The organism is Tolypothrix sp. FACHB-123, from assembly GCF_014697075.1.
Taxonomy (GTDB): Bacteria; Cyanobacteriota; Cyanobacteriia; order Cyanobacteriales; family Nostocaceae; genus Aulosira.
The window spans coordinates 13,113-38,632 of record NZ_JACJRE010000005.1 but is presented as its reverse complement, the minus strand read 5'-3'; the positions used below and the strand labels follow the sequence as shown (position 1 = coordinate 38,632).

General features: G+C 42.8%; 23 protein-coding genes. 20 read left to right on the top strand and 3 right to left on the bottom strand.

Features of this window, described 5'->3' with window-relative positions; all coding sequences use genetic code 11:
* Positions 1-224: 224 nt before the first annotated feature.
* From H6G41_RS05030 to H6G41_RS05000, 7 genes are all read left to right on the top strand, one after another.
* Positions 225-560, top strand: a complete 336-nt coding sequence (locus H6G41_RS05030; RefSeq protein WP_190543127.1) for an NADH-quinone oxidoreductase subunit K — start codon at positions 225-227, stop codon at positions 558-560.
* Positions 557-1,996: a cation:proton antiporter gene (locus H6G41_RS05025; RefSeq protein ID WP_190744172.1), complete on the top strand. Its 1,440-nt coding sequence runs from the start codon at positions 557-559 to the stop codon at positions 1,994-1,996. The genes H6G41_RS05030 and H6G41_RS05025 overlap by 4 nt, the downstream gene beginning before the upstream one ends.
* Positions 1,981-2,406: a Na+/H+ antiporter subunit E gene (locus H6G41_RS05020; protein ID WP_190744170.1), complete on the top strand. Its 426-nt coding sequence runs from the start codon at positions 1,981-1,983 to the stop codon at positions 2,404-2,406. Before H6G41_RS05025 ends, H6G41_RS05020 begins: the two co-directional genes overlap by 16 nt.
* 81 nt (positions 2,407-2,487) lie before the next feature.
* The gene (locus H6G41_RS05015; RefSeq protein WP_190744168.1) at positions 2,488-2,751 is read left to right on the top strand and encodes a hypothetical protein; all 264 of its coding nucleotides are present in this window, start codon (positions 2,488-2,490) and stop codon (positions 2,749-2,751) included.
* 14 nt (positions 2,752-2,765) lie between these two features.
* Positions 2,766-3,044 (top strand): monovalent cation/H(+) antiporter subunit G, encoded by a 279-nt coding sequence (locus tag H6G41_RS05010; protein ID WP_190744166.1) that lies wholly within the window; start codon positions 2,766-2,768, stop codon positions 3,042-3,044.
* Entirely contained in the window at positions 3,037-3,648 is a 612-nt protein-coding gene (locus H6G41_RS05005) for a DUF4040 domain-containing protein (protein ID WP_190744164.1), read from the top strand. The genes H6G41_RS05010 and H6G41_RS05005 overlap by 8 nt, the downstream gene beginning before the upstream one ends.
* Positions 3,645-4,307 carry a Na(+)/H(+) antiporter subunit B gene (locus tag H6G41_RS05000; protein ID WP_190744162.1) on the top strand — a complete coding sequence of 221 codons (663 nt, stop codon included), beginning with the start codon at positions 3,645-3,647 and terminating at the stop codon, positions 4,305-4,307. The genes H6G41_RS05005 and H6G41_RS05000 overlap by 4 nt, the downstream gene beginning before the upstream one ends.
* Positions 4,308-4,316: 9 nt before the next feature.
* Here H6G41_RS05000 and H6G41_RS04995 read toward each other — a convergent pair whose 3' ends face one another.
* Complete coding sequence (locus tag H6G41_RS04995) at positions 4,317-6,407, bottom strand: serine/threonine-protein kinase (protein WP_190744160.1); 2,091 nt, start codon at positions 6,405-6,407, stop codon at positions 4,317-4,319.
* A gap of 896 nt (positions 6,408-7,303) precedes the next feature.
* On the opposite strand from H6G41_RS04995, the gene H6G41_RS04990 reads away from it, so the two are divergent.
* The 8 genes from H6G41_RS04990 (at position 7,304) to H6G41_RS04955 (ending at position 17,490) form a co-directional block, all read left to right on the top strand.
* On the top strand, positions 7,304-8,572 hold the full coding sequence (locus H6G41_RS04990) for a DUF4255 domain-containing protein (protein WP_190744158.1): 1,269 nt from the start codon (positions 7,304-7,306) through the stop codon (positions 8,570-8,572).
* Positions 8,569-10,563 (top strand): ATP-binding protein, encoded by a 1,995-nt coding sequence (locus tag H6G41_RS04985; protein ID WP_190744155.1) that lies wholly within the window; start codon positions 8,569-8,571, stop codon positions 10,561-10,563. The genes H6G41_RS04990 and H6G41_RS04985 overlap by 4 nt, the downstream gene beginning before the upstream one ends.
* A gap of 452 nt (positions 10,564-11,015) precedes the next feature.
* Positions 11,016-12,212 (top strand): HlyD family efflux transporter periplasmic adaptor subunit, encoded by a 1,197-nt coding sequence (locus H6G41_RS04980; protein ID WP_190744500.1) that lies wholly within the window; start codon positions 11,016-11,018, stop codon positions 12,210-12,212.
* A gap of 338 nt (positions 12,213-12,550) precedes the next feature.
* Positions 12,551-13,726: an ABC transporter permease DevC gene (gene devC / locus H6G41_RS04975; protein WP_190744153.1), complete on the top strand. Its 1,176-nt coding sequence runs from the start codon at positions 12,551-12,553 to the stop codon at positions 13,724-13,726.
* Positions 13,727-13,786: 60 nt separating this feature from the next.
* Entirely contained in the window at positions 13,787-14,512 is a 726-nt protein-coding gene (locus H6G41_RS04970; protein ID WP_190744499.1) for a DevA family ABC transporter ATP-binding protein, read from the top strand.
* Positions 14,513-14,620: 108 nt separating this feature from the next.
* Positions 14,621-15,592: an AEC family transporter gene (locus H6G41_RS04965; protein ID WP_190744151.1), complete on the top strand. Its 972-nt coding sequence runs from the start codon at positions 14,621-14,623 to the stop codon at positions 15,590-15,592.
* A gap of 295 nt (positions 15,593-15,887) precedes the next feature.
* Positions 15,888-16,823, top strand: coding sequence for a M23 family metallopeptidase (locus H6G41_RS04960; RefSeq protein WP_190744149.1), 936 nt, complete (start codon positions 15,888-15,890; stop codon positions 16,821-16,823).
* Positions 16,824-16,944: 121 nt separating this feature from the next.
* The gene (locus H6G41_RS04955) at positions 16,945-17,490 is read left to right on the top strand and encodes a late competence development ComFB family protein (RefSeq protein ID WP_190744146.1); all 546 of its coding nucleotides are present in this window, start codon (positions 16,945-16,947) and stop codon (positions 17,488-17,490) included.
* Between the two features lie 78 nt (positions 17,491-17,568).
* On the opposite strand, the gene H6G41_RS04950 is transcribed toward H6G41_RS04955, so the two are convergent.
* The gene (locus tag H6G41_RS04950; protein ID WP_242037802.1) at positions 17,569-18,348 is read right to left on the bottom strand and encodes a L,D-transpeptidase; all 780 of its coding nucleotides are present in this window, start codon (positions 18,346-18,348) and stop codon (positions 17,569-17,571) included.
* A 270-nt stretch (positions 18,349-18,618) separates the two neighbouring features.
* Between H6G41_RS04950 and H6G41_RS04945 the strand changes: the two genes are divergently transcribed.
* The 3 genes from H6G41_RS04945 to H6G41_RS04935 all read left to right on the top strand — a co-directional run bounded on the left by H6G41_RS04945 (position 18,619) and on the right by H6G41_RS04935 (position 20,751).
* Complete coding sequence (locus H6G41_RS04945) at positions 18,619-18,771, top strand: hypothetical protein (protein ID WP_190744142.1); 153 nt, start codon at positions 18,619-18,621, stop codon at positions 18,769-18,771.
* A gap of 532 nt (positions 18,772-19,303) precedes the next feature.
* Positions 19,304-19,960 carry a sigma-70 family RNA polymerase sigma factor gene (locus H6G41_RS04940; RefSeq protein ID WP_190744140.1) on the top strand — a complete coding sequence of 219 codons (657 nt, stop codon included), beginning with the start codon at positions 19,304-19,306 and terminating at the stop codon, positions 19,958-19,960.
* Positions 19,961-20,127: 167 nt separating this feature from the next.
* On the top strand, positions 20,128-20,751 hold the full coding sequence (locus H6G41_RS04935) for an anti-sigma factor (protein ID WP_190744139.1): 624 nt from the start codon (positions 20,128-20,130) through the stop codon (positions 20,749-20,751).
* A 54-nt stretch (positions 20,752-20,805) separates the two neighbouring features.
* Here H6G41_RS04935 and H6G41_RS04930 read toward each other — a convergent pair whose 3' ends face one another.
* The gene (locus H6G41_RS04930; protein WP_190744137.1) at positions 20,806-21,252 is read right to left on the bottom strand and encodes a gamma-glutamylcyclotransferase; all 447 of its coding nucleotides are present in this window, start codon (positions 21,250-21,252) and stop codon (positions 20,806-20,808) included.
* Between the two features lie 88 nt (positions 21,253-21,340).
* Between H6G41_RS04930 and leuS the strand changes: the two genes are divergently transcribed.
* Positions 21,341-23,968 (top strand): leucine--tRNA ligase, encoded by a 2,628-nt coding sequence (gene leuS, locus H6G41_RS04925; protein WP_190744135.1) that lies wholly within the window; start codon positions 21,341-21,343, stop codon positions 23,966-23,968.
* Between the two features lie 259 nt (positions 23,969-24,227).
* Complete coding sequence (locus tag H6G41_RS04920; RefSeq protein WP_190744133.1) at positions 24,228-25,493, top strand: HhoA/HhoB/HtrA family serine endopeptidase; 1,266 nt, start codon at positions 24,228-24,230, stop codon at positions 25,491-25,493.
* The last annotated feature ends 27 nt before the right edge of the window (positions 25,494-25,520 follow it).

The window sequence follows — 25,520 nt, the reverse complement described above, 5'->3', positions numbered from 1 at the left end:
CTCCCTTTTGTTCATATATCAAATAAGATTCCCATAGCTGGTATGATTGAAGATTGCTAGGGATATTACCACCTTGCCATAGACTCGCATCAATGATTCGCATTAGAAATGCAATAGAAATTGGTAAAAAATAAATCCCTAAATAGGCGAAAATACTTGTTGAAAGAGACTTTAACCTCAGATTAACATCTGAGCCGCCAACCTTTACTTAACAATCTATTCCCGTGTTAGAAGCGTACATATTTGCAACAGTATTGTGCGGATTTTTCGGCATCATTCTGAAAAAAAACCTGGTCATGAAAATCATTTCTATGGATGTCATGAGCACAGGGGTTATTGCCTATTATGTGCTAGTTGCATCGCGAAATGGTCTAGTCACGCCGATTATTGGCAATGTCCAAAATAGCGAATATGCCGATCCAGTTCCCCAGGCGGTAATCTTGACGGCGATTGTGATCGGACTGTCAATTCAGGCTGTGATGTTGGTTGGCGTGATGAAACTAGCACGGGATAATCCGACCTTGGAAAGTAACGAGATCGAGAAAAATAATACCCCATGACTAACATTACGATCGCCTGGATTGTCTTACCGTTTTTTCTGGGGTTTGTGATTTATTTACTCCCCAAGCTTGACAAATATTTATCTTTATGCGTGAGTTTAGCGACCGCAGGCTATGCCGCGTTGATATTTGTTGAGCGATCGCCTCTGGAACTGCAATTATTAGATCATTTCGGTGTTAATTTAACAATCGATCAACTCAGTGGCTATTTTATTTTAACCAATGCCATAGTCACAGCGGCGGTCATTCTCTACTGTTGGTACAGCGATAAAACAGCTTTTTTTTACGCCCAAACAATCATTTTACATGGTAGCGTCAATGCTGCCTTTGCTTGTTCCGATTTAATCAGCTTATACGTAGCTCTAGAGGTGAGCGGGATTGCGGCTTTTCTCTTAATAGCCTATTCCCGAACTGACCGCTCAATTTGGGTAGGCTTACGCTATCTATTTGTCAGCAACGTCGCCATGCTGTTTTATTTGGTGGGTGCGGTGCTGGTATATCAAGCCCATCATTCCTTTAGTTATGTAGGTCTGCGCGTCGCCCCACCAGAGGCTTTGGCACTGATTTTTCTCGGATTGGTCACCAAAGGCGGCATTTTTGTCTCCGGCTTATGGTTACCTTTGACACATTCCGAATCAGAAACCCCAGTTTCCGCCATGCTTTCCGGGATTGTGGTGAAAGCCGGTGTCTATCCCTTAGTACGGTGCGCCTTGATGGTAGAAGAAGTAGATACCATCGTCAGAATTTTTGGCGTTGGTACGGCGTTGCTAGGGGTATTTTATGCCGTATTTGAAAAGGATACCAAGCGAATGCTGGCCTTTCACACCGTTTCCCAGTTAGGCTTTATCCTAGCTGCACCGGTTGTTGCTGGTTTTTATGCTCTGACACATGGTTTAGTAAAATCAGCACTGTTTTTAATTGCTGGGTCTTTACCGAGTCGTAACTTCAAGGAACTCCAACATCAACCTATAACTAACTCCATTTGGATTGCCTTGGTAATTGCCAGCTTCTCAATTTCCGGCTTTCCCATGTTATCTGGCTTTGGGGCAAAAGTATTAACCTCAAAAAATTTATTACCTTGGCAAACAATTGTCATGAATATTGCTGCTTTAGGAACTGCAATCTCCTTTGCCAAATTTATCTTTCTCCCACCAGGGGGGACAGGAAAAGTCAAGCCGGGATTTTGGCCAGCCGTCAGCTTATTAATTGTTGGGTTGATTGTCGCCAATGTGGTGTATTACGAAGCTTATAGCCTGACAAATATCATTAAACCCCTCGCCACCATTGGTATCGGCTGGTTAGCTTACTTGTTGATTTTTAAACATACAGTAGTCAAATTACCTCGGGTTTTAGAGGAATTCGATCATCTGATTGGTGTCATGAGTCTAATTTTAATCTTGCTGTTCTGGAAGGGATTTGCATGGTTGGGCATTTAAATTTGATATTGCGATTAGTTATCTGGTTCTTGCTGACGGCTGATTTAAGCCCAGCCAATATCATGATTGGTATCAGCATTGCTTTTCTCTTACCAGGTAGACAAAAAGCAAAGGAAGCATTACAAGATTGGCTGCGCGTACTGGGTGAAGTCTTAGTAGCCATTCCCCAAGCTTATATAGAAGCCTTTGAAATTATCTTTCGTCCCCACAACTATGAAGAGATAACGATAGAACAAGTCAAACCCAACCGCACGCCAGCTTTGATATTTCTTGATATCTTTTTGATTACCTTTACACCCAAGACAATCGTCGTTAAATACACAGAAGAGGGTTGGTACGAAGTACATCGAGTACGACGACGCAAACCCCAGAGTTTGTCATCAAGCAGTACTGATGTTTCATCGCCATGAAGAGGGGGACAAATGACGATTGTACAGACAAGGGTTCATCGCGTCTCTGACAACTGACAACTGACCACTAACCAATAAAACATGAATCTAAATTTAATTGCGATCGCGATGATTTTGGCGATGCTGATACCGATGTATGAAGCATGGCGAGATGAGGATATTTGGCAGAAGTTATTGGCATTTGCGAGTATCGCCACTAAAGCATCCATCATCATTCTGGTAGTATCGGTTTTACGTGATGATTGGATGATCGGTGTGGTTGGGGTAATTATCCTCAGTGTGGGGAATGCGGCGTTGATGCTGTTAGCCCATGTACTCAAACGTTTGAGCGATGTATCAAATTAATCCAAATTAATCCTATGATCGACATCTTGAGTTATACCTGCATCAGCGTTGGGATCTTTTTTTCCTTTTGGGGAACTTCTCATCTGTTGGGAAAGCGATCGCTCTTATTCAAGCTTCATAGTCTCTCGGTAGCAGATACTCTCGGCTCTATGAGTATCATGTTTGGGCTGTTATTAAAGATACCTAGCAAATGGCCGCTGCTTCTCCTGGCTATTATTTCCTTAGCCATTTGGAATACTATGTTGGGCTACGTATTGGCATACTGTGCCCCCAATAAAGAAAGTTATGAATGATACCTATATTTATGCCATCACAGCCTTGCTACCCTTGGCTGCGTCGATGGTAGTCACCCAAGCTAATCCCTACCACGCCTTAGTGATTCGTGGCATCTTAGGAGCCGTCGCCGCCCTGCTATATGCCCTTTTAGGGGCAGCTGATGTGGCTTTAACCGAAGCATTAGTAGGCACAATGTTGGCAATTACCCTCTATGCGGTAGCGGTGCGTTCATCCTTGGTGATGCGTCTGGGTGTACTCACACAGGAGTTAACGCCAACAGATCAAGATGCCCTCACCAAAGTCGCAGCCGATCCTCATTTTAGGCAATTAATCGCCGATTTACGCAAAATTTTCCGTAAATGGCACATGCACGTCGAATTAGTTCCCTATCCCAATACCCAAGCCTTAGAACGGGCGCTGATAGAAAAAGAGGTTCACGCCACCTGCGTACCAGCAAAACAGGTAGATTCAGAGGATATGAGCAGCGTTGATACCAATCAGTTGTGTCATACCACAGTCAGACTCAAACGCATCTATGAGATTATGCTAACCGAACTCACATCACCAACGACAACCCTAACTTATGTGAATGTCACAGATTCCGGGGAGGTACAGCAGTGAAATGGATCTACATTGCCGCAGGCATAGCTTTATATGTAAAAATGCTGTTTTTTCCCAACTCAGCCCCAGAAATACCAGATTTTTCCATTGTAGATGCCATTGTTAAAGATGGTGGTATCCCAAATGCGGTCACAGTCGTCATTCTCCGTAATCGCCTCTATGACACTATTTTTGAGGTAGTAGTATTTACCATTGCGATTATGGGTGCTTACTTTCTGCTGGCGAATGAAAGACCTTCTTGCTCTATCTATCGCTTTACCGATCAACCATCTATTGTACTGGCGCGTCTAGGAGCCACCATCGCAGCGATGGTAAGTATTGAACTAGCGATTCGCGGACATCTCAGCCCCGGTGGTGGTTTTGCATCTGGTGTGGCGGGGGGGACAGCTATCGGCTTGATTGCGATTACCTCATCCACAGAATGGATGCAAGCTATTTATCAGCGCTGGTACGCGGCTATATGGGAGAAAGTTTCTGTTTTGGTATTTATTATCCTGGCAGCAATCACTCTCATGGGGATAGAGTTACCACCGGGCGAGATGGGCGCACTTTTCAGTGGTGGGGTGCTTCCCATACTAAATATTTTAGTTGCTGTCAAAGTCGCCTTGGGTTCTTGGGCAGTAATTTTGGTGTTTATTCGTTATCGGGGGTTATTGTAAGCCACATAACTACCACTGATGGTAGTTAGGATTTTGCAAACTGTTCTGATTATTTTCTTGCTTTGGTTTCAGCTGTGGATATAGATAAATAACTGCACCTAAAGCCAATCCAATCGCTAAAACTATACCAAGAACCCGCCAAAAATTACTAGGAACTGGCTGCGCTGTACCTTGGTTTTTCTTCGGTTGAAAAATTGTCCCCTCTGGTGCTGGTTGGGGACGGGGTTGAAAAATTGTCCCCTCTGGTGCTGGTTGGGGACGGGATTGGAAAATTGTCCCCTCTGGTACTGCTTGGGGACGAGGTTGAAAAATTGTCCCCTCTGGTTTACCAGTCTGGGGTGGAGTTACAGGGGTATTTTCCGCCTGTGGTTGGGGACGGGGTTGAAAAATCGTCCCTTCTGGTTTACTGGGTTGGGGTGGAGTTACAGGGGTATTTTCCGCCTGTGGTTGGGGACGGGGTTGAAAAATTGTCCCCTCTGGTTTACCCGTCTGGGGTGGAGTTACAGGAGTATTTTCTGGCTGTGGCTGAGGACGGGGTTGAAAAATCGTCCCTTCTGGCTGATTTTGGACAAATTGTTGTAGAGGTCGCGGTACAGTTTCTCTATCAGAACCTTGATTGAGAAAAGGTTGGGGACGAGGAACAGTTTCATCTTGTCCTTGACTTGGCTCAGATTCTTCTAAAGGTCGTGGTACAGTTTCGTTATTTGAACCGTGATTTTGTCCGGGACGGGGTTGAAAAATTGTCCCCTCTGGACGGTTGTTGGCAATTGGTGTGTGCGATCGCGGTATAGTTTCCCCATCAGCATTTTGATTGAGAAAAGGTTGGGGACGGGGAATGGTTTCATCCTGTCCTTGGCTGGGTTCAATTTGGATTACAGATCGCGGTATAGTTTCTTCATCATTTTGATGATACACAGGTTGCAAGCGGAGGATGGTTTCATCTTCTCCTGAGCTTTGTTCTTCTGGCGCGATCGCTCGCGGTATAGTTTCGTTATCCAACCCTTGTTGCTCAATAGCTGGAGATGGTGGCATGGTATCATTTAGATTACCTTCCTCCGGTGTTAACACTCTGGGTATGGTTTCTGAATCAGGTGTTGGTCTGGGTACTGTGGGATAAAGAGCGATCGCTTCATCATAATCAACGTTACCCACATTCTCTGCACTTGGTTTAGCCGCCGCTTGCAAAGCTTCATCTAAGTCAGCAACGCTAGTAAAGCGGTTCTGCGGGTTTTTTTGCAGACATTTGAGAATTACCGCCTCTAGCTGCTCAGGGATAGATTCGCACCCTGGTTGCTCCCGCAATGGTTTCGGCGGTTCGTAAGCATGAGCTAATACCCAAGAAGCTTCGCTGATATTATTAGCTTTGATACTTAAACCAAAAGGATCAGCTGCACTCAGCATTTCATAGAGAATTAATCCCAAGCTATAAATATCCGCTCTCGCATCCAGATTTTTATCACTTTGAATTTGTTCTGGCGCAGCGTAGCGAAATGTACCAATAAAAGTATTTGTAATATTTGTTTGTTCGGAAGAGTCATTGCGGATTTTCGCCACGCCAAAATCCAAAATTTTTACCCACTCTCCCAAATCGGTGGGGACTAAAAAGATATTATCGGGCTTGAGGTCGCGGTGAATTACTTGAATATGCTCCGCAGTTTTACCACCATCCCGTTGTAAAGTTACACCAGCATGAGCTAACTGCAAACCTTTACAAACTTGAGCAATAATACTTACCGTTCGCTCTACAGATAACCGCTTTTCCCGCAGTAATAATTGCCTGAGGGTTTGTCCGCGCAGATACTCCATCACGTAAAATGGATACCCTTCGACAGTTACACCACAATCACTAATTTTTACAATATGGTCGCTTTGTAGTGCTGCGCAAACTGCTATTTCTCGTTCAAAGCGCTTGCGCATCTCCTGGGATGCTACTAGGGTATCTTTGAGTAACTTTAACGCTACATGCTGACCGACACGGGTATCCATTGCTAGGAAAACTTCTCCCATACCACCACCCGCTAACCGTTTGTCTAAACGGTATCGCTGGTTGTCACCAATAAAGCGCCCATTCCAAGAATTTGAAGATGGTGGGGATGTCATTTGATCGAACCGATCCTAGTTACTTGAGAATTTTAACTACCAACAAAAAGTAAAGATTATTTACGCAGCAAATTTTCTCTGCCAAATATCTAGTTAAATACTAGTATTTTATTTTACTGATATTTAGTTACTGTTCTACGTCCAGCTTAACATATTAATGAAGTTAAACAAATACTACGTTATCTTATCCCAATGCTTAATAAAACCTTAAATGCAAGACTGGCGATCGTGTTAAGTTGTTCCTCATGTTAAATTTAATGTACTCAACTTAGGAAGGAAAGAGTATTAAGTAAAAATTATTACTTTTTCACTCAGTACTAGCAAATTGTAATTCATCTTGATAGGTGAATAAGTTCTTTGCCAAGACTTTAGTCTGAGATTCTCAGTTCTTTTCTATGCATTGTAGAAAAATGAACTATATAGTTTATGGCATTGATTTTCCGGTGAGAATTATTTTGGATTCAGGACTTCAGTCCTGGATTGACCAAGCAATAAAGTGCTAACTCAGAATTCAACAAAACTTTGGCGACAGAGCATTAACTAGAAAAAGGACTGAAAGTCTTAAAATCTATCAAAATTGTCTTGACAAAGCACTGATACTCTGTTTCAGTAGTTCTCTTGAGTGAATAAATTTTTCATTAGGGATTTAAGCATTCGAGCATCAATCCAGCTTTGTGCTGACTATTGATTAATCAAAATTAAGAACGGCGATATTCAATTTATCAGAACGTTACATTGAATATATAAATAGCTAGTTGACAATAGCAAATTGTATATTTTTCTTATCTTTATCGGGAATTATGACTGAGCAGAATGTTGCAAGTATTGCGGAAAAATGTTGTTTCAGTTTTGCCCGCTCCTAAAAATTAATAAGTGCTGTACTGTGAGGAATGAGGATGAGTAATGCACTCTCGATAGCCGCTGTCACAGCAGTTCTCAAAGACTTGCTGGAAAATGGTTTAGTCAGTGACTCGATTACCGCGAGTGTGGGTGATGTGATTGTCACAGCTCTCCCACCAGATTTAATTACAGTCGGAACTGATGAGCGTGCGCAACTGAATTTATTTCTCTATCAAGTTACACAAAATCGCAATGTTGATTGGGTGTCTCCAGAGTTTCGTAGTAAAAATTCACGTATCAGTAAAAATTCCCGCACGACTAATCCGCCACTGGCTTTAGATTTGCATTATTTACTCACAGCTTATGGTGCTAAAGATTTTCAAGCAGAGCTTTTACTGGGCTATGCTATGCAACTTTTGCATAAAACACCAGCGATCGCAACTAGTGTTATTGAAAATGCTTTAAAAAATGCCTCAACTAGAAGTAGTGCGAATGTTTTTTCCCAAGCTTTAGCCAGTGTATCTGTCTCTGATTTAGCTGAACAAATTGGACAGATCAAACTGTCGCCAGAATTTTTTAATATGGAAGATACTTCTAAGCTTTGGTCAGCATTACAAACTCACTATCGCCCATCGGCTAGCTATCAAGCATCAATGGTTTTGATTGAGAGTAATGATGCTTGTCAAGCTGAAGGTTTATCTGTCATATCTTCCCTACCAACAATAGAGCAAGTTATCGCCCCAGCCGAACCAGAACAATTAATTGTTGCTAACAGTACATTAGTTATTCGCGGGAAAAAATTACGCGGTGAAATTACTAGAATCCGTTTAGGTAATTCTGGGAAATTACTTGTCCCCGAAGATGTGAAAGAAACGCAAATTAGTCTGTTAGTACCGTCAGATTTATCTGCTGGTGTACATGGTTTGCAAGTTGTTCATTTAACAATGGGTAACCCAGAACAAAAGCAGCAAATTGAATCAAATGTCACAGCTTTTGTACTGCATCCACAAATTACAGTAGCTATTACTGAAGTAGAAAAAACTGGGGAAAATTTACGCTCAGCTAAAATAACGGTGAAATTTCAACCCAAAGTAGACAAAACACAGCGACTAGTTTTACTACTTCACGAGATGTCAAATCAAAATCCTAATTTTTATTCTGTTCTCGTGACATTACTTAATGAAGATACTGATGCGATGACAATTGCTGTCACAGATATTAAACCGGGAACTTACTTAGTCAGGGTGCGAGTCGATGGGGCGGAAAGTCCGCTACATACTAATCAATCTGGGGAATATGATGCACCACAGGTGATAATTCCATGAATACTGAAACATTAATTAACCAAAATTGGCACGACGCAAACCAGCAATATCTCTCCGCCGCTTTAGCCGTGGTACGTGGTGCTTTAGAAAGTTATACGACGAGTTTACCCCATCCACCAGAGTTAAAAGCCCAAGCTGCCGCCAGACAACAAGCTGTACAACAAGCAGCGGCGGCGATGCCTGCACCATCAGCTTTAGAGAATCTTTGCCGATTATTTGAGCTATCCGGCTTTGAACGGGATTTATTACTGTTGTGTGCCGGGATGGAATTAAATGGGGATTTTGCGCGGTTGTGTGCGATCGCTCAAGGAGATGCCCAAAAAGCTTATCCTACTCTTAGTTTAGCTCTAGCCGCCCTTGCTAATCCCCATTGGGATGCGATCGCACCTAACGCAGCTTTACGGCGTTGGCGCTTAATTCAAGTCGGGGAAGCCCACACCTTAACCCTCAGCCCCCTCAGACTTGACGAACGCATTCTCCATTATTTAGTAGGTATTCAATATCTAGACGAACGCCTCGCCGGCATTATCGAACCTGTACCCCAGTTGGGTGAATTAGTGCCATCACACGCCGCTTTAGCCCAGAAAGTTACAGCCGTCTGGAATCAGACTAAAACCAATACCTTGCCAATAGTGCAATTATGTGGTATTGAAAGCAGTAGTAAAAGAGCGATCGCCAGTCAAATTTGTCAGATCCAGAAAATGCACTTGTGGGTAATGCCCGCCCAAGTCATACCCCTACTACCATCAGAATTAGATAACTTAATTCGGCTGTGGACGAGGGAAACGATATTAAGTAAGAGTGCCTTAATTATAGATTGCGATGAACTAGATATAAATGATGCCGCCCGATTAAATGCGATCGCTCATTTCATCGAACGCACCAATGGCTATATTTTCATCAACAGCCGCGAAAGAATGCGTTTACCCCAACGCTTATTAGTTAGTTTTGATATCCAGCAACCCACCCCCAAAGAACAAAGCGCAGTTTGGCAAGCAGCATTATCCGACATCGCACCCCAACTTAACGGACAAGTAAAAATTTTAGTCGAACAATTTAACCTTAGCCCCGCAACCATTCACGCTGCTTGTGCTGAAGCTGCAGGACAATTAGCACAGTCACAACAAAACAACCTTACCGATATTTTATGGGATGCTTGTCGCATTCAAGCAAGACCGCGTTTAGATGAATTAGCCCAGTGGATTGAACCAGTTGCTAATTGGGAAGACTTAGTATTACCAGAAACCCAAAAACAAATTCTCAGTGATATTGCTGCCCATGTCCGCCAGAGAAGTACTGTATATAACACATGGGGATTTGCCGGGAAAAGTGCGCGAGGTTTGGGAATCAGTGCTTTATTTGCAGGTGCTAGCGGTACAGGTAAAACCTTAGCGGCAGAAGTTTTAGCGAATCAATTACGACTTGATTTGTATCGCATAGATTTATCATCAGTTGTGAGTAAATATATTGGCGAGACAGAGAAAAACCTACGCCGAGTCTTTGATGCTGCCGAACAAGGCGGAGTAATTTTATTATTTGATGAAGCCGATGCTTTATTTGGCAAACGCTCTGAAGTGAAAGACGCACGCGATCGCTATGCCAATATAGAAGTTAGCTATCTACTACAACGCATGGAATCCTACCCAGGATTAGCTTTATTAACTACCAACCTTAAAAGTGCCATTGATACCGCCTTCCTGCGCCGCATTCGCTTCGTCGTGCAATTCCCCTTCCCCGACGCCGCCCAAAGAGCCGAAATTTGGCGGCGAATCTTTCCACCCAACACGCCCATAGCCGACTTAGACGTAGTGAAATTAGCCCGCCTCAACGTCGCCGGCGGTAACATTCGTAACATCGCCCTTAATGCCGCCTTCCTCGCCGCCGATGCTGGCGAAGCCGTACAGATGAAACACGTACTCCGCGCCGCACAAACAGAATACAGCAAATTAGAGAAACCATTAACAGAAGCAGAAATTGGCAGTTGGAGTTGATCGAGGGAAGGAGGCAGAGGGGCAGGGAGCAGGGGGGAAAATCAGGCAGAGGGGAAGGAGGACAATGAATTTTAGATTTTAGATTTGCGATTTTGGATTTTAATCTAAAATCTAAAATCCAAAATTGTTTCCAATGCCCAATGCCCCATTCCAAAGTCACCAAATCTCATTATTTAACTATGACTGTTGGCGCTGTTACAGCCGCAAAAAAATTTTTAATCTAACATACTTCCATACGTTTAAACAACAAAAGTAGTTCAAAAAACATAAGTCTTTCCATTTTCAGAAAGGCTTGTTTTTGCTGTATAAATTCACATCATGCTATACCAATTCTCCAAAATTCCCCAGTCTAGATTCAGTAAAACTTTGACAATTACGAATTACAAATTACGAACTACGAATTATTAACAGATTGTTAAACTGCCTGCGCCACCAGTAAGAGGTAATATATGGTGCAACACTCAAAGTTAGGGTACAGATTGTCCCCTAAATCAATTCTGCGTATATCTGTTTTTATTAGTGTGGTTGCATCTTTATTAGTGAGCGGAATCAGCTTTTATACAGTAAAAAGGTGGCGATATTCCGACAATCAAAATTTACAAACAACAGCTAAAAAACTACCAGAAATTAAAACGGTAACGGCTTTAGGCAAGCTATCACCTAAGGGAGAAATAATTAAAATTTCTGCTAGTGTAACTGCCCAAGGAAGTCGGGTAGAGCAGTTATTAGTTAAAGAAGGAGATAGAGTCAAAAAAAATCAAATTATTGCAATTTTAGACAGCCGCGATCGCCTAGAAGCCGCCTTACAAGAAGCACAAGAACAAGTCAAAGTAGCCCAAGCTAATTTAGCCAAAACCAAAGCTGGAGCCAAACCAGGTGAAATTGTTGCCCAAAAAGCTGCGATCGCGCGTTTAGCAGCCGAACGCAAAGGCCAGATTGCATTCCAAATAGCCACAATTGAACGTTTAGAAGCGCAAGTAAAAAATGCCACTGAAGAAGACAACCGCTATCAGCAGCTATACGCACAAGGAGCCGTTTCCGCGTCCCAAAAAGATAGCAAAAGCCTGAATTTAGAAAAAGAACGTAAAACTTTACAAGCCGCCAAAGCCGAGTTACAGCAAATCCAATCAGCCAGCCAGCAACAAATTAAAGAAGCCAGCGCCAACTTAGAACAGATTGCAGAAGTTCGCAGTGTAGATGTCGCCGCCGCACAAGCCGAAGTGCAACGTGCTGTAGCGGCCATGAATGTAGCCAAAGTAAACTTACAACAAGCTTACGTGCGATCGCCCCAAGATGGTCAAGTATTCGAGATTCATACCCGTCCCGGAGAAATCATTTCCGATGACGGAATTATTAATCTCGGACAAACCAAGCAAATGTACGCTATTGCTGAAGTTTACGAAAGCGACATCAGCAAAGTCCAACCCGGACAAAAAGTGCAAATAATTAATGATTTTCTCCCCGAACAATTACAAGGAAAAGTAGATTGGATTGGTTTACAGGTACGCCGCCAAAACGTCGTTAATACCGATCCCTCTAGCAACATTGATGGTCGAGTAATTGAAGTGCGCGTGCGTCTAGATCCAGCTTCTAGCAATCAAGCCGCTAAATTTACCAATATGCAAGTCAAAGTAATAATTCAACTTTGAAAATTTGCGGATTTGAAGCTTAACTTCTCTTCTTTTTTTCCTACCCTTCGCCTAAAGGAGACGCTACGCGCTAAGCCTTGGCGTAGCCTCTCGTAGAGAAGCTATACCGAAGGCTCTACGGGAACGACTTTGTGGAACGTGAACTTTGGGTTTTTGTGGTTCGTTCTTTCTTAAAAATCAACCGAACAAGCTAATAGTTGTGATTCATTAATTGTGATGCATTCGTAGTCATAAAATTCCGGACTTGAGTCCTAACCCTTCGGGTTCGTTAGTCGCTCATGGGGGAAACCCCCAAGACCGCGCTAACTCACTACGAAATTATTCCTCCATCAGAAAATATGAAAAAATTCATCAAACAACTGCGACGACGAACACCTTTAGGATGGCTACAACTAAGTCATGAAAAAAGTCGGCTACTAGTAGCATTATCAGGAATCGCCTTTGCAGATGTGCTGATGTTTATGCAATTTGGTTTTCAGAGTGCATTATATGACAGTAACACCAGACTACATCGCAGTTTACTCTCAGATATCGTTGTCATCGGTTCCCATAGCCGTAACTTTCAAAGAATGTCTAACTTTTCTCGCAGACGACTTTACCAAGCAATGGATGTACCAGGAGTAAAGTCAGCAGAGGGAATTTATACCAGCATTATGGTTTGGAAAAATCCCCAAACCAGAAAAAATACAGACATTCTCGTTATTGGTTTTAATCCAGATAAACCAGTTTTTAACTTACCAGAAGTTAATCAACAATTGCCGATAATTAAACAGCCATACACCTTCATTTTTGATCGTGGTGCAAGAGGAGAATATCAACAAACCATTGACAAAATTGAACAGGGTAACTCGATAAAAACTGAAATCGAACGCCAGACAGCAACTATTAGCGGCCTATTTAAAGTTGGGGCTTCCTTTGGTGCTGATGGGACTTTAATGACTAGTGATGAAAACTTTCTGCGGTTACTTCCACAACAACCAGCAGGTAGCGTCAGTATTGGTTTAATTCAAGTCCAACCCGGTGTTGATAAACAACAGGTAATAGCACAATTAAAATCGCATTTAGGAAATGAGGTTAAAGTATTAACCCACGAAGAATTTATTGAATTTGAAAATGACTTTTGGAGTACCAACTCCCCCATAGGATTTATTTTTAACTTGGGTGTATCAATGGGTTTTTCTGTAGGAGTAATTTTGGTTTATCAAGTCCTGTCTACAGATGTCAACGCCCATGTGAGAGAATATGCCACCTTTAAAGCAATGGGTTATCGCAATTTATACCTATTAAGCGTAGTCTTTGAAGAAGCAGTAATTTTAGCTATGTTAGGCTTTTTACCTGGTATGGCAGTCTCTTTAGGTCTGTACCATCTGACTCGTAATGCTACAAACTTACCCATGTATATGACTATAGCCAGAGCTTTTCAAGTATTAATTTTGACTATGATTATGTGTGCAATTTCAGGTGCGATCGCCACTCGTAAACTCCGTTCTACTGATCCTGCTGATATGTTTTAAATGTCAATGGTCAATAGTCCTCCTTGTCCCCCTTGCTCTTCTCCTCTTCCTCATCATCCCATGCCCAATGCCCCATGCCCCATTCCCATTTCTATCAAAAATCTCCATCATTTTTTTGGTCACGGTAAACTCCGCAAGCAAGTTTTATTTAATATCAACTTAGAAATTAATAGTGGCGAAATTATTATTATGACTGGGCCATCTGGATCGGGTAAAACTACACTTCTTACCTTGGTAGGTGGCTTGCGTTCTGCTCAATCTGGTAGCTTGCGGGTATTAGATAGGGAACTCTGCGGTGCTAGTCCCTCAGAACTATTAGCAGCGAGACGGCGTAACGGTTATATTTTTCAATCACATAATTTACATGGAAGTTTAACCGTACTGCAAAACGTGAAAATGGGCTTGGAACTACACCAGCAAATTGAATTACCTGCAATACTCATACGTTCAGCCCAGATCCTAGAGCAGGTAGGATTAGAACATTGCTTACATTATTATCCCGATCAGCTCTCAGGTGGTCAAAAACAACGAGTAGCGATCGCTCGTGCGTTAGTCAGCCATCCACAAATTGTCTTAGCTGATGAACCCACAGCCGCCCTCGATAGTCAATCTGGTCGAGATGTGGTTAACCTCATGCAAAAATTGGCTAAAGAGCAAGGCTGTACTATCCTCATGGTTACCCATGACAACCGTATTCTCGATATCGCCGATCGCATAGTCCATCTCGAGGACGGTAAATTAAAACCAAAAATCAAAACTCAACACTCAACACTCAATAGTCAATAGTCAACGGTCAACCATCAACAATACTCCAATTCATCTAAATTATCCTTGACAACTGACCCCTAAAAACTGACGATGACAACTGACTACTGACCACTGACAATTGACTAGATGATTGAAAACCTACTCCATGCTTATGCTCCCCTGTTCACCTGGATTGGTCTAGGAATCATACTGTCTCGGTTTATCCCCGATAGTTTCCTCAAATTACTGGGGTATATGCTCTACTGGGTAGGAGTTCCCTTACAACTTTTTGTTTTAGCGCGTCACACCGATTTATCTCATGGGGGATTAATACCTGCGATCGCAGTTCTCATATTAATCGTCAGTCTGGTACTTGCAACATTAATTTGGTGGGGTCTACAATTTTTAGCCCAGCGTCAATTGGACTCAGAACAGATAAATCTGGATTTACCTAGAGTTAACTCTTTAGACCGGGCTAGTTTAGGCAGTTTTATTTTAGCGACAATTTTAGGTAATACAGGCTTCGTTGGCTTAACACTCGCACAAGTACTGACAGGCCCGGCCAATATGGATTGGGCAGTATTATTTAGTGTGACTAACAACGTCGTCGGCACATACGGTATTGCTGTCCTCATCGCTAGCTATTTTGGCAACAGACAAACCCAAAACCATTGGTGGATTCAGTTACGAGATTTGTTAACTGTCCCCAGTTTATGGACATTTTTTATCGGTTTAAATACTCAATTTATCAAATTTCCAGCAATAGTTGAGTCAGGGCTAGAACAAGCAGTTTGGGTCGTTATCGCCTTTGCTTTATTGCTAGTTGGTCTACGGATGCAAGCAATGAAAGGCTGGAAAAGTTTTCAAATGGCTTTAGTTGCCAGTCTGCTGAAAGTGTTAATTGTACCTTTATTGGTAGGGTTAAGCGCTACGTATTTAGGTGTAATTGGTGAACCACGTCTTGTATTGGTACTGATGTCGGGAACACCCACAGGGCTTTCTGTACTGATTTTGGCAGAAGTTTACGACCTAGATCGCAGTTTATTGGCAAGCAGTATTGCCTTAAGTTTTGTCGGATTATTGCTAGCACTTCCCCTTTGGCTGGCATGGTTTAGCTAAAATTTGTAACAGTATAAAAATAATTACCTGGGATCGATAGATTAAAATAAAGAATACAGTTAAACTACCCGTTGTTCCCAAAATAGTTTTGCCTCAGGATACCGATTTTAGTTCTCAGGTACCAGTATAGCTACATTAATTAACGTTCCCGATTCTTGACAAAAAGGCAATTAGAGTTTAGTCTCTGAACAATTTACGGAGATTTATCTTTCTACAGAACATTTACTTCAATGAGGAAACATGAGTAGTAGTAAGCTAGTCTGTTGTCCACAGACGTGAAGTTTTTTGTGGCTCTATGACTATCAAGGATCGCACTAATAATAATCAAAAAAACTTGCTTGGTTTTAATATCAAAGGTTTGACAGCCAATCGCTGTACAACAAATTTGGTTATTGGGATGTTTGCAGCCTTTCCCGTTGCTTTAGCTTCGCCTGTAGATGCATTGCAGGTAGAGCTAACTCCTAAGAATCCGCAGTTGGGTGATACTGTCTCAGTGATGATCAATTTAGATAATCCAGCGAATGACAATAACCCAACAGTGGTGAGTGGCGATCAAACTTACCCAGCATTTGAAATAGCACCCAATAAATATCGCGCTTTTATCCCCACCACTCCCCTAGAAAAACCTGGAACTAGAACAATCCAAATCTCCGGGGATGGTCAGGTACAAAACCTGTCAGTACAGGTGCGAAATCGCAAATTTCCCGTACAACGGATTAATTTACCGCCAGGCAAAGCCGGAGTGCGAGCGACAGAGCTAGAACTAAAACGAGTAGCAGCTTTTAAAGCCCTTCAAACTCCCCAAAAGTACTGGAGTGGGAAGTTTTTAAAGCCAAATGCTGGACGCATGAGTACAATTTATGGTGTACGCCGTTACTATAATGGTAAATTCGCCAATGATTATTATCATCGTGGCGTTGACTATGCTGGTGCACAGGGTTCAGCCGTAACTGCTCCAGCAGCAGGGAAAGTAGCATTGGTTGGCAAAGTATCAGAAGGGTTTCGAGTTCACGGTAATGTTGTTGGTATCGATCACGGTCAAGGAGTGACAAGTATTTTCATGCACCTCAGTCGCATTAACGTCAAAGAAGGTGATGTTGTCAAGGCTGGCCAGCTAATTGGCGCAGTAGGTTCAACGGGAGCATCAACTGGACCTCATTTACACTGGGGTCTATATGTCAATGGAAAATCTGTTGATCCAACACCTTGGCGTACTAAGGTTTTTGAGTAGCTGAGATAATATTGAGCGCAACTGTACATTATTTGTATATTATTTTGCCTATAATTAGGCAAAATAAACTAGATTGGTACCGACCCTACTTTGCTGCGGTGGCTTAAAAATGATTAGTGTTATGAGTATTGAAAAAATTGTAGAACAAGCTCTCCAGGATGGTTATCTGACACCAGCAATGGAAGCAGAAGTTGGGCGCATCTGTGATAACGCCTCCGAACTCTCAATCGAAGAGTATATGGCGTTAGATCGACTAATGGGGGCGCTACTGACCGGCGAAGTGGTGGCGGTACCTCGTAAACAATTCATTAACGTCATGGAAGAGTTGGTACTGACAGAAGCGATCGCCAGAGTAGCAGAAATTGAAGCTACTAGCGAAAGCTCCTTGGATGTGGGCGATATTGCAGCTTATGCACTCAACCGCCTACCTCCCCTATACGCCACTACTGAAGAAGGCGCTAACTACCAGCGCCAAAGAGCTAAGGCCGAACTTCAAGAATTAATTGCCCAACAAATAGGTGAGGCGATAGGTCGTAACCTTGACCAACCCAATGACAAAAGAACCCCAGTCGTGGGCAAAAGTACTGGTAACGAAGTCCTACGCCAAGTTAGCAACTTGCTACAAGTTTACGCCCCCACCTTTGAACAAAAAGCTCAATCTTCATAGTCAAAAGTTAAAAGTCAATAGTCCAAATGGCTCATCACCATTGACTATTGACTATTGACCATTGACCAATCACAAAAATTATTCGCGGACTACAACTGATGTCCCCACCCCTACCTGCTGGTACAGCAATCGGACATCAGGATTTCGCATTCTTAAACAGCCATGAGAAATTGCAGTGCCCATAGAGCTGTTGTCTGGCGTACCATGAAAGCCAATTTCGTTGTGCCCATCTGACCAAAAACCAATCCATCGGTCTCCCAAGGGGCTATCAGGGCCTGCTGCAAATACTTTATCAGTAATTGGATGACGCCATATAGGATTATGCTGCTTGTGCATAATTTGAAAAGAACCTGTAGGCGTTTCCCAACCTTTCTTACCCACAGCAATTGGGTAGCTGGCTATCACCACCTCTTGACGGTAAACATAGGCGCGGCGATCGCTTAAATCAACCACTACTTGATTTGGATCGGATGTCTGTTTATTACTATTAAAAAATTGTTGTTGAGCAGAAACCTGAGGTAACAGTGACTGCGGCAAAAAAGACGTTGAGTTGAGTTTTGGTTCTGGCGATACTAATCGATTAATTTGATACTCCTCAGTTGTTATGGCTACATTTTTGCTTGCTGTTCCCGACTTAGGATGATGAAGCTTTGTTGTCTTTGAGGATTGGGATGTAGATTGCCTCTGTATGCTTTTTCCAGAAGGTACAGATGCTCCCAACGCTTGGAAATTTCCTCCTTGAGACGACTGCTTACGGCTTTGCTTTGTGGAGGCTTGCTGCTCAAACTGCTGTCCTGTTCTCATTACATGCCAATGGACAGCCAAAGATAAGATTGCTGTACCAAAACAGAGCCACATTATTATCCTTGTTACAGATTCATTTCTTACCATTGCCACCACCTTTTGTTGATCCCTGACATATCCGGTTGGCTAATTTGCTATCTTCACAGTTCACTCATCAAAAATTTATCAATACTTATTACTTCCCTTATGAATCTATTAATACCTTTGGGCACACTAGGGCTATGCAGAAGTCCCAGCAAGAATAACTCTAAATAAGAGACTTGATTACTTGGAACTATTGGGGTGCAGCAATCAATCATTAATGGTGTGGGTGGGAGAGAGACCATGTTTGAAAAACTATTGCTAGCAGTCACGATTACATTTTCCCTTAATTTCTTTTTGCAAGTGCGCGTACCCAATCAACAAGAAACTGGTGCTACTTATGAGCAGCAAACAGAAACATCAGCAACAATTTTAGTCACAAGACCGGATAAATAACAGTCCTAGTGGTTACAGCAGCCTCAAGTAAAGAAATTCTTACTTTGCTCCTAGTACAGCTGGTGCGGGAATTAACCATATCAGGGTCAATTTCTGCAAGAATAAACAAAAATTAAGCATCGATTACTATTTCCCCTGGCAGTACTAGGTAAAATGTCGCTTATCACCAATTCTTTGAATTTTTCTGTTTTTCGGAAAAACCTGCAATTCTTTTTGCGCCTCATCGTCAAATTTATTTTCAAATTTTCTTGCTCTGCTGTAACTATTTTTGCGCTTTATGTCAAGCGTATGTACCAGATATTAGTAGCAGCACAAATGTAAGTAACATTGCCGTAATTCTAGCATCTAGTAAATTATGGCTAAAAACACTGCTGTACAAAAGCTAGAGCCAGAAAAATTCCTAATTTATTTCTAGATTGGGCATCAAATTTATATACCTGATTGTTCCAGTCATAAATCCGTCCCTGATTCAGGAACTTCCTGCCAATTACCAGGTCTAATAGTAAGGGATGATTTAAAGCCAGTACGATCTATGAGTCAATCGATTACTGTATCCTGGTCAACGGTTGATGCGAGGTGTTCAGAAGCATCAGTGCAAGTTGACAAACTCTCTAATCACGATTTAATTTTGCGCTGTCAAGTAGGACTGCGTCCTGATCGTGCTGCCTTTGCGGAATTATTACGTCGCTATCAGACACAGGTCGATCGGGTGCTATACCATTTAGCACCAGATTGGGCTGATAGAGCTGATTTGGCTCAAGAAGTTTGGATTCGAGTGTATCGGAATATTAACCGATTACAAGAACCAGCTAAATTTAGGGGCTGGTTAAGCCGCATTGCTACCAACTTGTTTTACGACGAGTTGCGCAAACGCAAGCGGGTTGTCAGTCCCTTATCGCTGGATGCTCCCCGCTCGGTAGATGACGGCGAGATGGATTGGGAAATTGCTGGAGATACTCCAGGGCCAGAAGAAGAACTGACAACGAGGGAATTTTACGAACAACTGCGAGAAGCGATCGCTGATTTGCCCGAAGTGTTCCGCACTACCATTGTTCTTAGAGAAATCGAAGGTATGGCATACGAAGAAATTGCCGAAATTACTGGTGTTTCCTTGGGAACAGTTAAGTCGAGAATTGCTAGAGCTAGATCGAGATTGCAAGCCCAGTTGCAAAATTACCTAGACTCTTAATCTACAGAATCTATCCGCTGCTACATGGCAGAATTTAAGGATTAATTAATAATAGTTACTAATTGTGTAGAAGTCTTAAAGAGAGTCTGTCCCAAGGAAGAAAATCGATGAATTTCTCAAAAATATTCGCCGTCTTTACCCGTGTATGAATTGGTAATAATGTTAAGATGACTACTGATTCTCAGTTTTACGACCGTTCTCGCTTGCAAATTCCTCAAAATTGGGCAGATGGAATGGCTAAGCATACCAATGAATCAACGGGTGCTATGGATGATATGGTGAAGCGCGATCGCTTCGAGTTATTGAGTGCTTACCTCGATGGTGAGGTAACAGCTGCCGAACGCAGACAAGTAGAAGCATGGCTGGCAAACGATGCCTCAGTCAAATGCTTGTATGCTCGATTGTTAAAGCTAAGGCAAGGCTTACAGGCTATGCCTGTACCAGCCTCCGAACAGCCGCTAGAAAGAACAGTCCAGCAAGTAATGACACGTTTACGTCGTCGTTCTCAGTTAGCATGGGCATTTGGAGGTGCAGCTGTTGCAGCTTGTGTAATTGGCTCCCTCACAGGCATTATTCCTGGTGGAGATACCAAAACCCTGCAACTAGCACAACAACGTATTGAACCAACACAACCAGCACCAGAACCAGCTGCTGTTGAGCCTGCATCACCACTGATGGTGGCTTTAAATAATCCAGTCGTGGAAATTCCTAAAGCAGCAGTCACCTCTCCGACCAAGCCAACTCATCATCAAAAACCTAAACAGGGTGATTGGCAAAATAACATTAACTAATAACCGACTTCAGATGAGTTAATAGTTAGTTAGTTAGTTAATAAACAATCATAACTACTTTTGGCTGGCTGTCAAACCACAGCCACTCCACCAGCCATCAGGTTGAGGGATGCCTCCTAATTGGTGGACTCTTTGTGGCAACATAAAGTAAACCCAAGCCAACCCTAAGGATAGTCCCTGCAAATCAAAAATCTCAATTTCCTGGCGGTTATAGAGATTTTCGACCATTGATTTATGGGGCTGGTAACCTTCTAGTTCATCTAGCTGAGTTAAAATTCCTAATTCAGCAAATGAAAGCAAATAGCCCTGAACTTGGCTATTTTCCAAGGTCATGGCTGGATAACCCATCGGCAGCGCGTATAGTTTACCGGGAGCGATCGCTCTTTTGGTAGCTATCACCTTAGCCGCACAATATCTTTTATAATTAATTTCGCCTGGTTTTAGGGTGCCGTAGACAAAAATACGCACTTGACCAGAAAATTTTATGTTTAATTCAGTCATAGCTTAATTTTACCCAACTGAATTTGTTTGCCTACCATTACAATATGGAGGCAGAGATAGACAAAGATTCCAGTAGGAGCATTTTTTGGTGGATTCCCGATATAACCCTGACACCATTGAGGAAAAATGGCAACAAACATGGGCAGAACTTGGCTTAGATAAGACACCTGGTGAGACAGCCAAGCCAAAATTTTATGCTTTATCCATGTTCCCTTACCCATCGGGTAGCTTACACATGGGTCACGTTCGTAATTATACCATTACTGATGTGATTGCTCGCCTCAAGCGGATGCAAGGTTACCGGGTACTGCACCCAATGGGTTGGGATGCTTTTGGTTTACCAGCAGAAAACGCCGCAATTGATAGAGGTGTACCGCCGGCTAAGTGGACTTATCAAAACATTGCCCAGATGCGTCAGCAATTGCAGCGTCTTGGCTTGTCCATTGATTGGGACAGCGAATTAGCTACCTGTTCGCCAGACTATTACAAGTGGACGCAATGGATTTTCTTGCAATTCTTAGAAGCAGGGTTAGCTTATCAAAAAGAAGCAGCCGTTAACTGGGACCCTATTGACCAAACTGTATTAGCCAACGAACAAGTCGATAATGAAGGCCGTTCCTGGCGTAGCGGTGCTAAAGTTGAGCGGAAACTATTACGGCAGTGGTTTTTCAAGATTACCGACTACGCCGAAGAATTGCTCAATGACTTGGATAAATTAACAGGTTGGCCAGAACGAGTCAAATTGATGCAGGCTAACTGGATTGGTAAATCCACAGGTGCGTACCTGGAATTTCCTGTTGTGGGGTTTGAGGAAAAAATTAGCGTCTACACTACACGCCCAGATACAGTGTTTGGCGTCAGCTATTTGGTATTAGCTCCAGAACATCCTTTAACAAAGCGCGTTACCAAAAAAGAACAGCAAGCAGCCGTAGAAGCCTTTATTCAAGAAGTTGCCAATCAAAGCGAATTGGAACGGACTGCGGAAGATAAACCTAAGCGGGGTATTCCCACAGGTGGTAAGGCAATTAACCCCTTTACTGGGGAAGAACTGCCCATTTGGATTGCTGACTATGTACTGTATGAATATGGTACAGGGGCAGTCATGGGAGTACCTGCCCACGATGCGCGAGATTTCAAGTTTGCCAATAAGTACAACTTGCCGATTGAGTTTGTCATTGTTGAACCAGAGGCATTTGCAGATAAAGATTTAACTGCCACAGTTGCTGATGAAGACGGCGAAATTTCCAACATTATCCAAGTTGAATACAACGAAGCCTACACAGAACCAGGAATTTTGATTAATTCTGGGCTATTTAGTGGTATGGCTTCTACAGATGCTAAACAAGCCATAGTGGAATATGCCGAACAACAAGGTTTTGGCAAAGCGCGGGTACAATATCGCCTGCGAGATTGGTTGATTTCCCGACAACGCTATTGGGGCGCACCAATTCCTGTGATTCACTGTCCGAACTGTGGTATAGTCCCAGTTCCAGAAAAGGATTTACCCGTTCAATTACCAGAAGAAGTGGAATTTACTGGGCGTGGTGGTTCGCCGTTGACGCAGTTAGAAAGCTGGGTAAATGTCCCATGTCCCACTTGTGGTACTCCAGCCAAGCGGGAAACCGACACGATGGATACCTTTATTGATTCCTCGTGGTATTTCTTGCGGTTTACAGATGCGCAAAACGAAAAACAGGTGTTTGATTCCAGTAAAACTAATGACTGGATGCCTGTGGATCAATATGTGGGTGGAATTGAACACGCGATTTTGCATTTATTATATTCGCGCTTCTTTACCAAAGTGCTGCGCGATCGCGGTTTGTTAAACTTTGACGAACCTTTCCAACGCCTGTTAACCCAAGGGATGGTACAGGGTTTAACTTACATGAACCCCAAAAAGGGCGGTAAAGATAAATGGATTCCCTCCCATTTAGTTAATCCTAGCGATCCCCGCGATCCCCAAACAGGGGAACCATTACAACGGCTGTACGCTACCATGTCTAAATCCAAAGGTAACGGGGTAGCACCAGAAGATGTAATTAGCAAATACGGTATAGATACGGCGCGGATGTTCATTCTGTTTAAAGCGCCACCAGAAAAAGATCTGGAATGGGATGAAGCCGATGTTGAGGGACAATTCCGCTTTTTAAATCGGGTTTGGCGCTTGGTAACAGATTATATTGCGGCTGGGGTAGCGAAAAAGAAAGCTGACATCTCAAATTTGACGAAACCGGAAAAAGAATTACGGCGGGCAATTCACACCGCCATCAAAGCAGTAACGGAAGATGTGGAAGATGAATATCAATTCAACACAGCTATTTCCGAATTAATGAAGTTGAGTAATGCCTTAACTGATGCTAGCTGCAAAAATTCACTAGTTTATGGGGAAGGAATTCAAACTTTAGTGGTGTTATTAGCCCCATTTGCACCGCATATTGCTGATGAATTGTGGCATTCATTAGGGAATAGCGATTCTGTTCACACCCAATCTTGGCCTGGTTTCGATCCGGCGGCTTTAGTAGCTGATGAAATTACCTTGGTAATTCAAATTATGGGCAAAACTCGCGGTGCTATTCAAGTGCCATCGCAAGCCGATAAAGCTGCTTTAGAAAAATATGCCAGAGAATCAGAAGTTGCCCAACGTTATATTGAGGGTAAAGAGATTAAAAAGGTAATTGTCGTCCCTGGGAAATTAGTTAATTTTGTCCTTGGCTAATTCTTAGGGGCTAGGGACTAGGGGCTAGGGACTAGGGAAGAAGAATTTTTATGGCATTATGGGATTTTCTTGTAATGCCTCATTTTTATACCTGCATGATGAGATTGTGTATTTGAGACCACTCCGCCCAGACAATTTGTGAGAAATTCAGGGATTAGCATAAGGAGGCGTTTCATACCAGCGCAATAGTCCTGCAACAAAAGCTTCAAAAACGCTATCTATATTAGTAGTACATCTAAAATATCCTTCCAGATAGCAAATGCAAAACCAACCTCGCGACGGAGAAAAGCTCACAAATACTAATTCGTCTCATACTGATAGCACTAAATACCACAATCATGCACCCTGGAAAAAAGCAGCTGCTTCTCTATCGCTGGTGCTGCTGGGATCTGGGATGACATTGGCAGGTGGTTATTTAGCGGGAAACCAAGAAAAGCTATCTCAGAGTGCATCGAATTTAGCAGTTAGCCCAGTCAATGCTGCACCCCCATTACCAGCAGCTACAGACCCGAATTTTATTACTGAGGTGGTGCAAAGGGTGGGCCCGGCTGTGGTGCGAATCAACTCTTCCCGCACTGTGAGAAGCCGGATACCAGAGGAATTTAATGACCCATTTTTCCGCCGTTTCTTTGGTTCCCAAATCCCCATACCTCAAGAAAGACAAGTACAAAGGGGTACGGGTTCAGGGTTTATCGTGAGTAAAGATGGTCGGATTTTGACTAATGCCCACGTAGTTGATGGTGCTGATACAGTAACAGTTGTTCTCAAGGATGGGCGCAGCTTTCAAGGTAAGGTATTGGGTAAAGATGAGTTAACAGATGTGGCTGTGGTGAAAATTCAGGCTGAGAATTTACCAACAGTCAGTATCGGGAACTCAGACCAATTACAACCAGGACAATGGGCGATCGCAATTGGTAACCCTTTAGGATTAGATAATAGTGTCACCACCGGGATTATCAGCGGTACCGGACGCAGTAGCAATCAAATTGGTGCGCCGGATAAACGGGTACAATTTATTCAAACTGACGCCGCCATTAACCCTGGTAACTCTGGCGGGCCTTTACTTAATGCCCGTGGTGAAGTCATAGGTATGAATACAGCTATTATTCAAGGTGCGCAAGGATTGGGCTTTTCTATTCCCATCAACACAGCACAACGAATTTCTAACCAACTGATAGCCACAGGTAAGGCGCAGCATCCTTATCTGGGAATTCAAATGGTGGGCTTGACACCGGAATTAAAGCGAAACATTAACTCAGATCCTAATCTTGGTTTAAATGTTCAGGAAGATGAAGGGGTGTTAGTGGTGCGAGTCATGCCCAATTCTCCGGCAGCTAAAGCCGGAATTCGCCCTGGTGATGTAATCCAAAAACTCAATGGACAAGCAGTCTCCAATCCTAGCAATATCCAACAATTTGTAGATAATAGCGAAATTGGTGGTCAGGTGCGTCTAGATTTACGCCGCAATGGGCAGAATGTTAGTTTAGCTGTGCAACCAGGTGCTTTACCCGATAGAGTGCAATAAAGCGGTAAGTGGGATTAATTAAAAAAG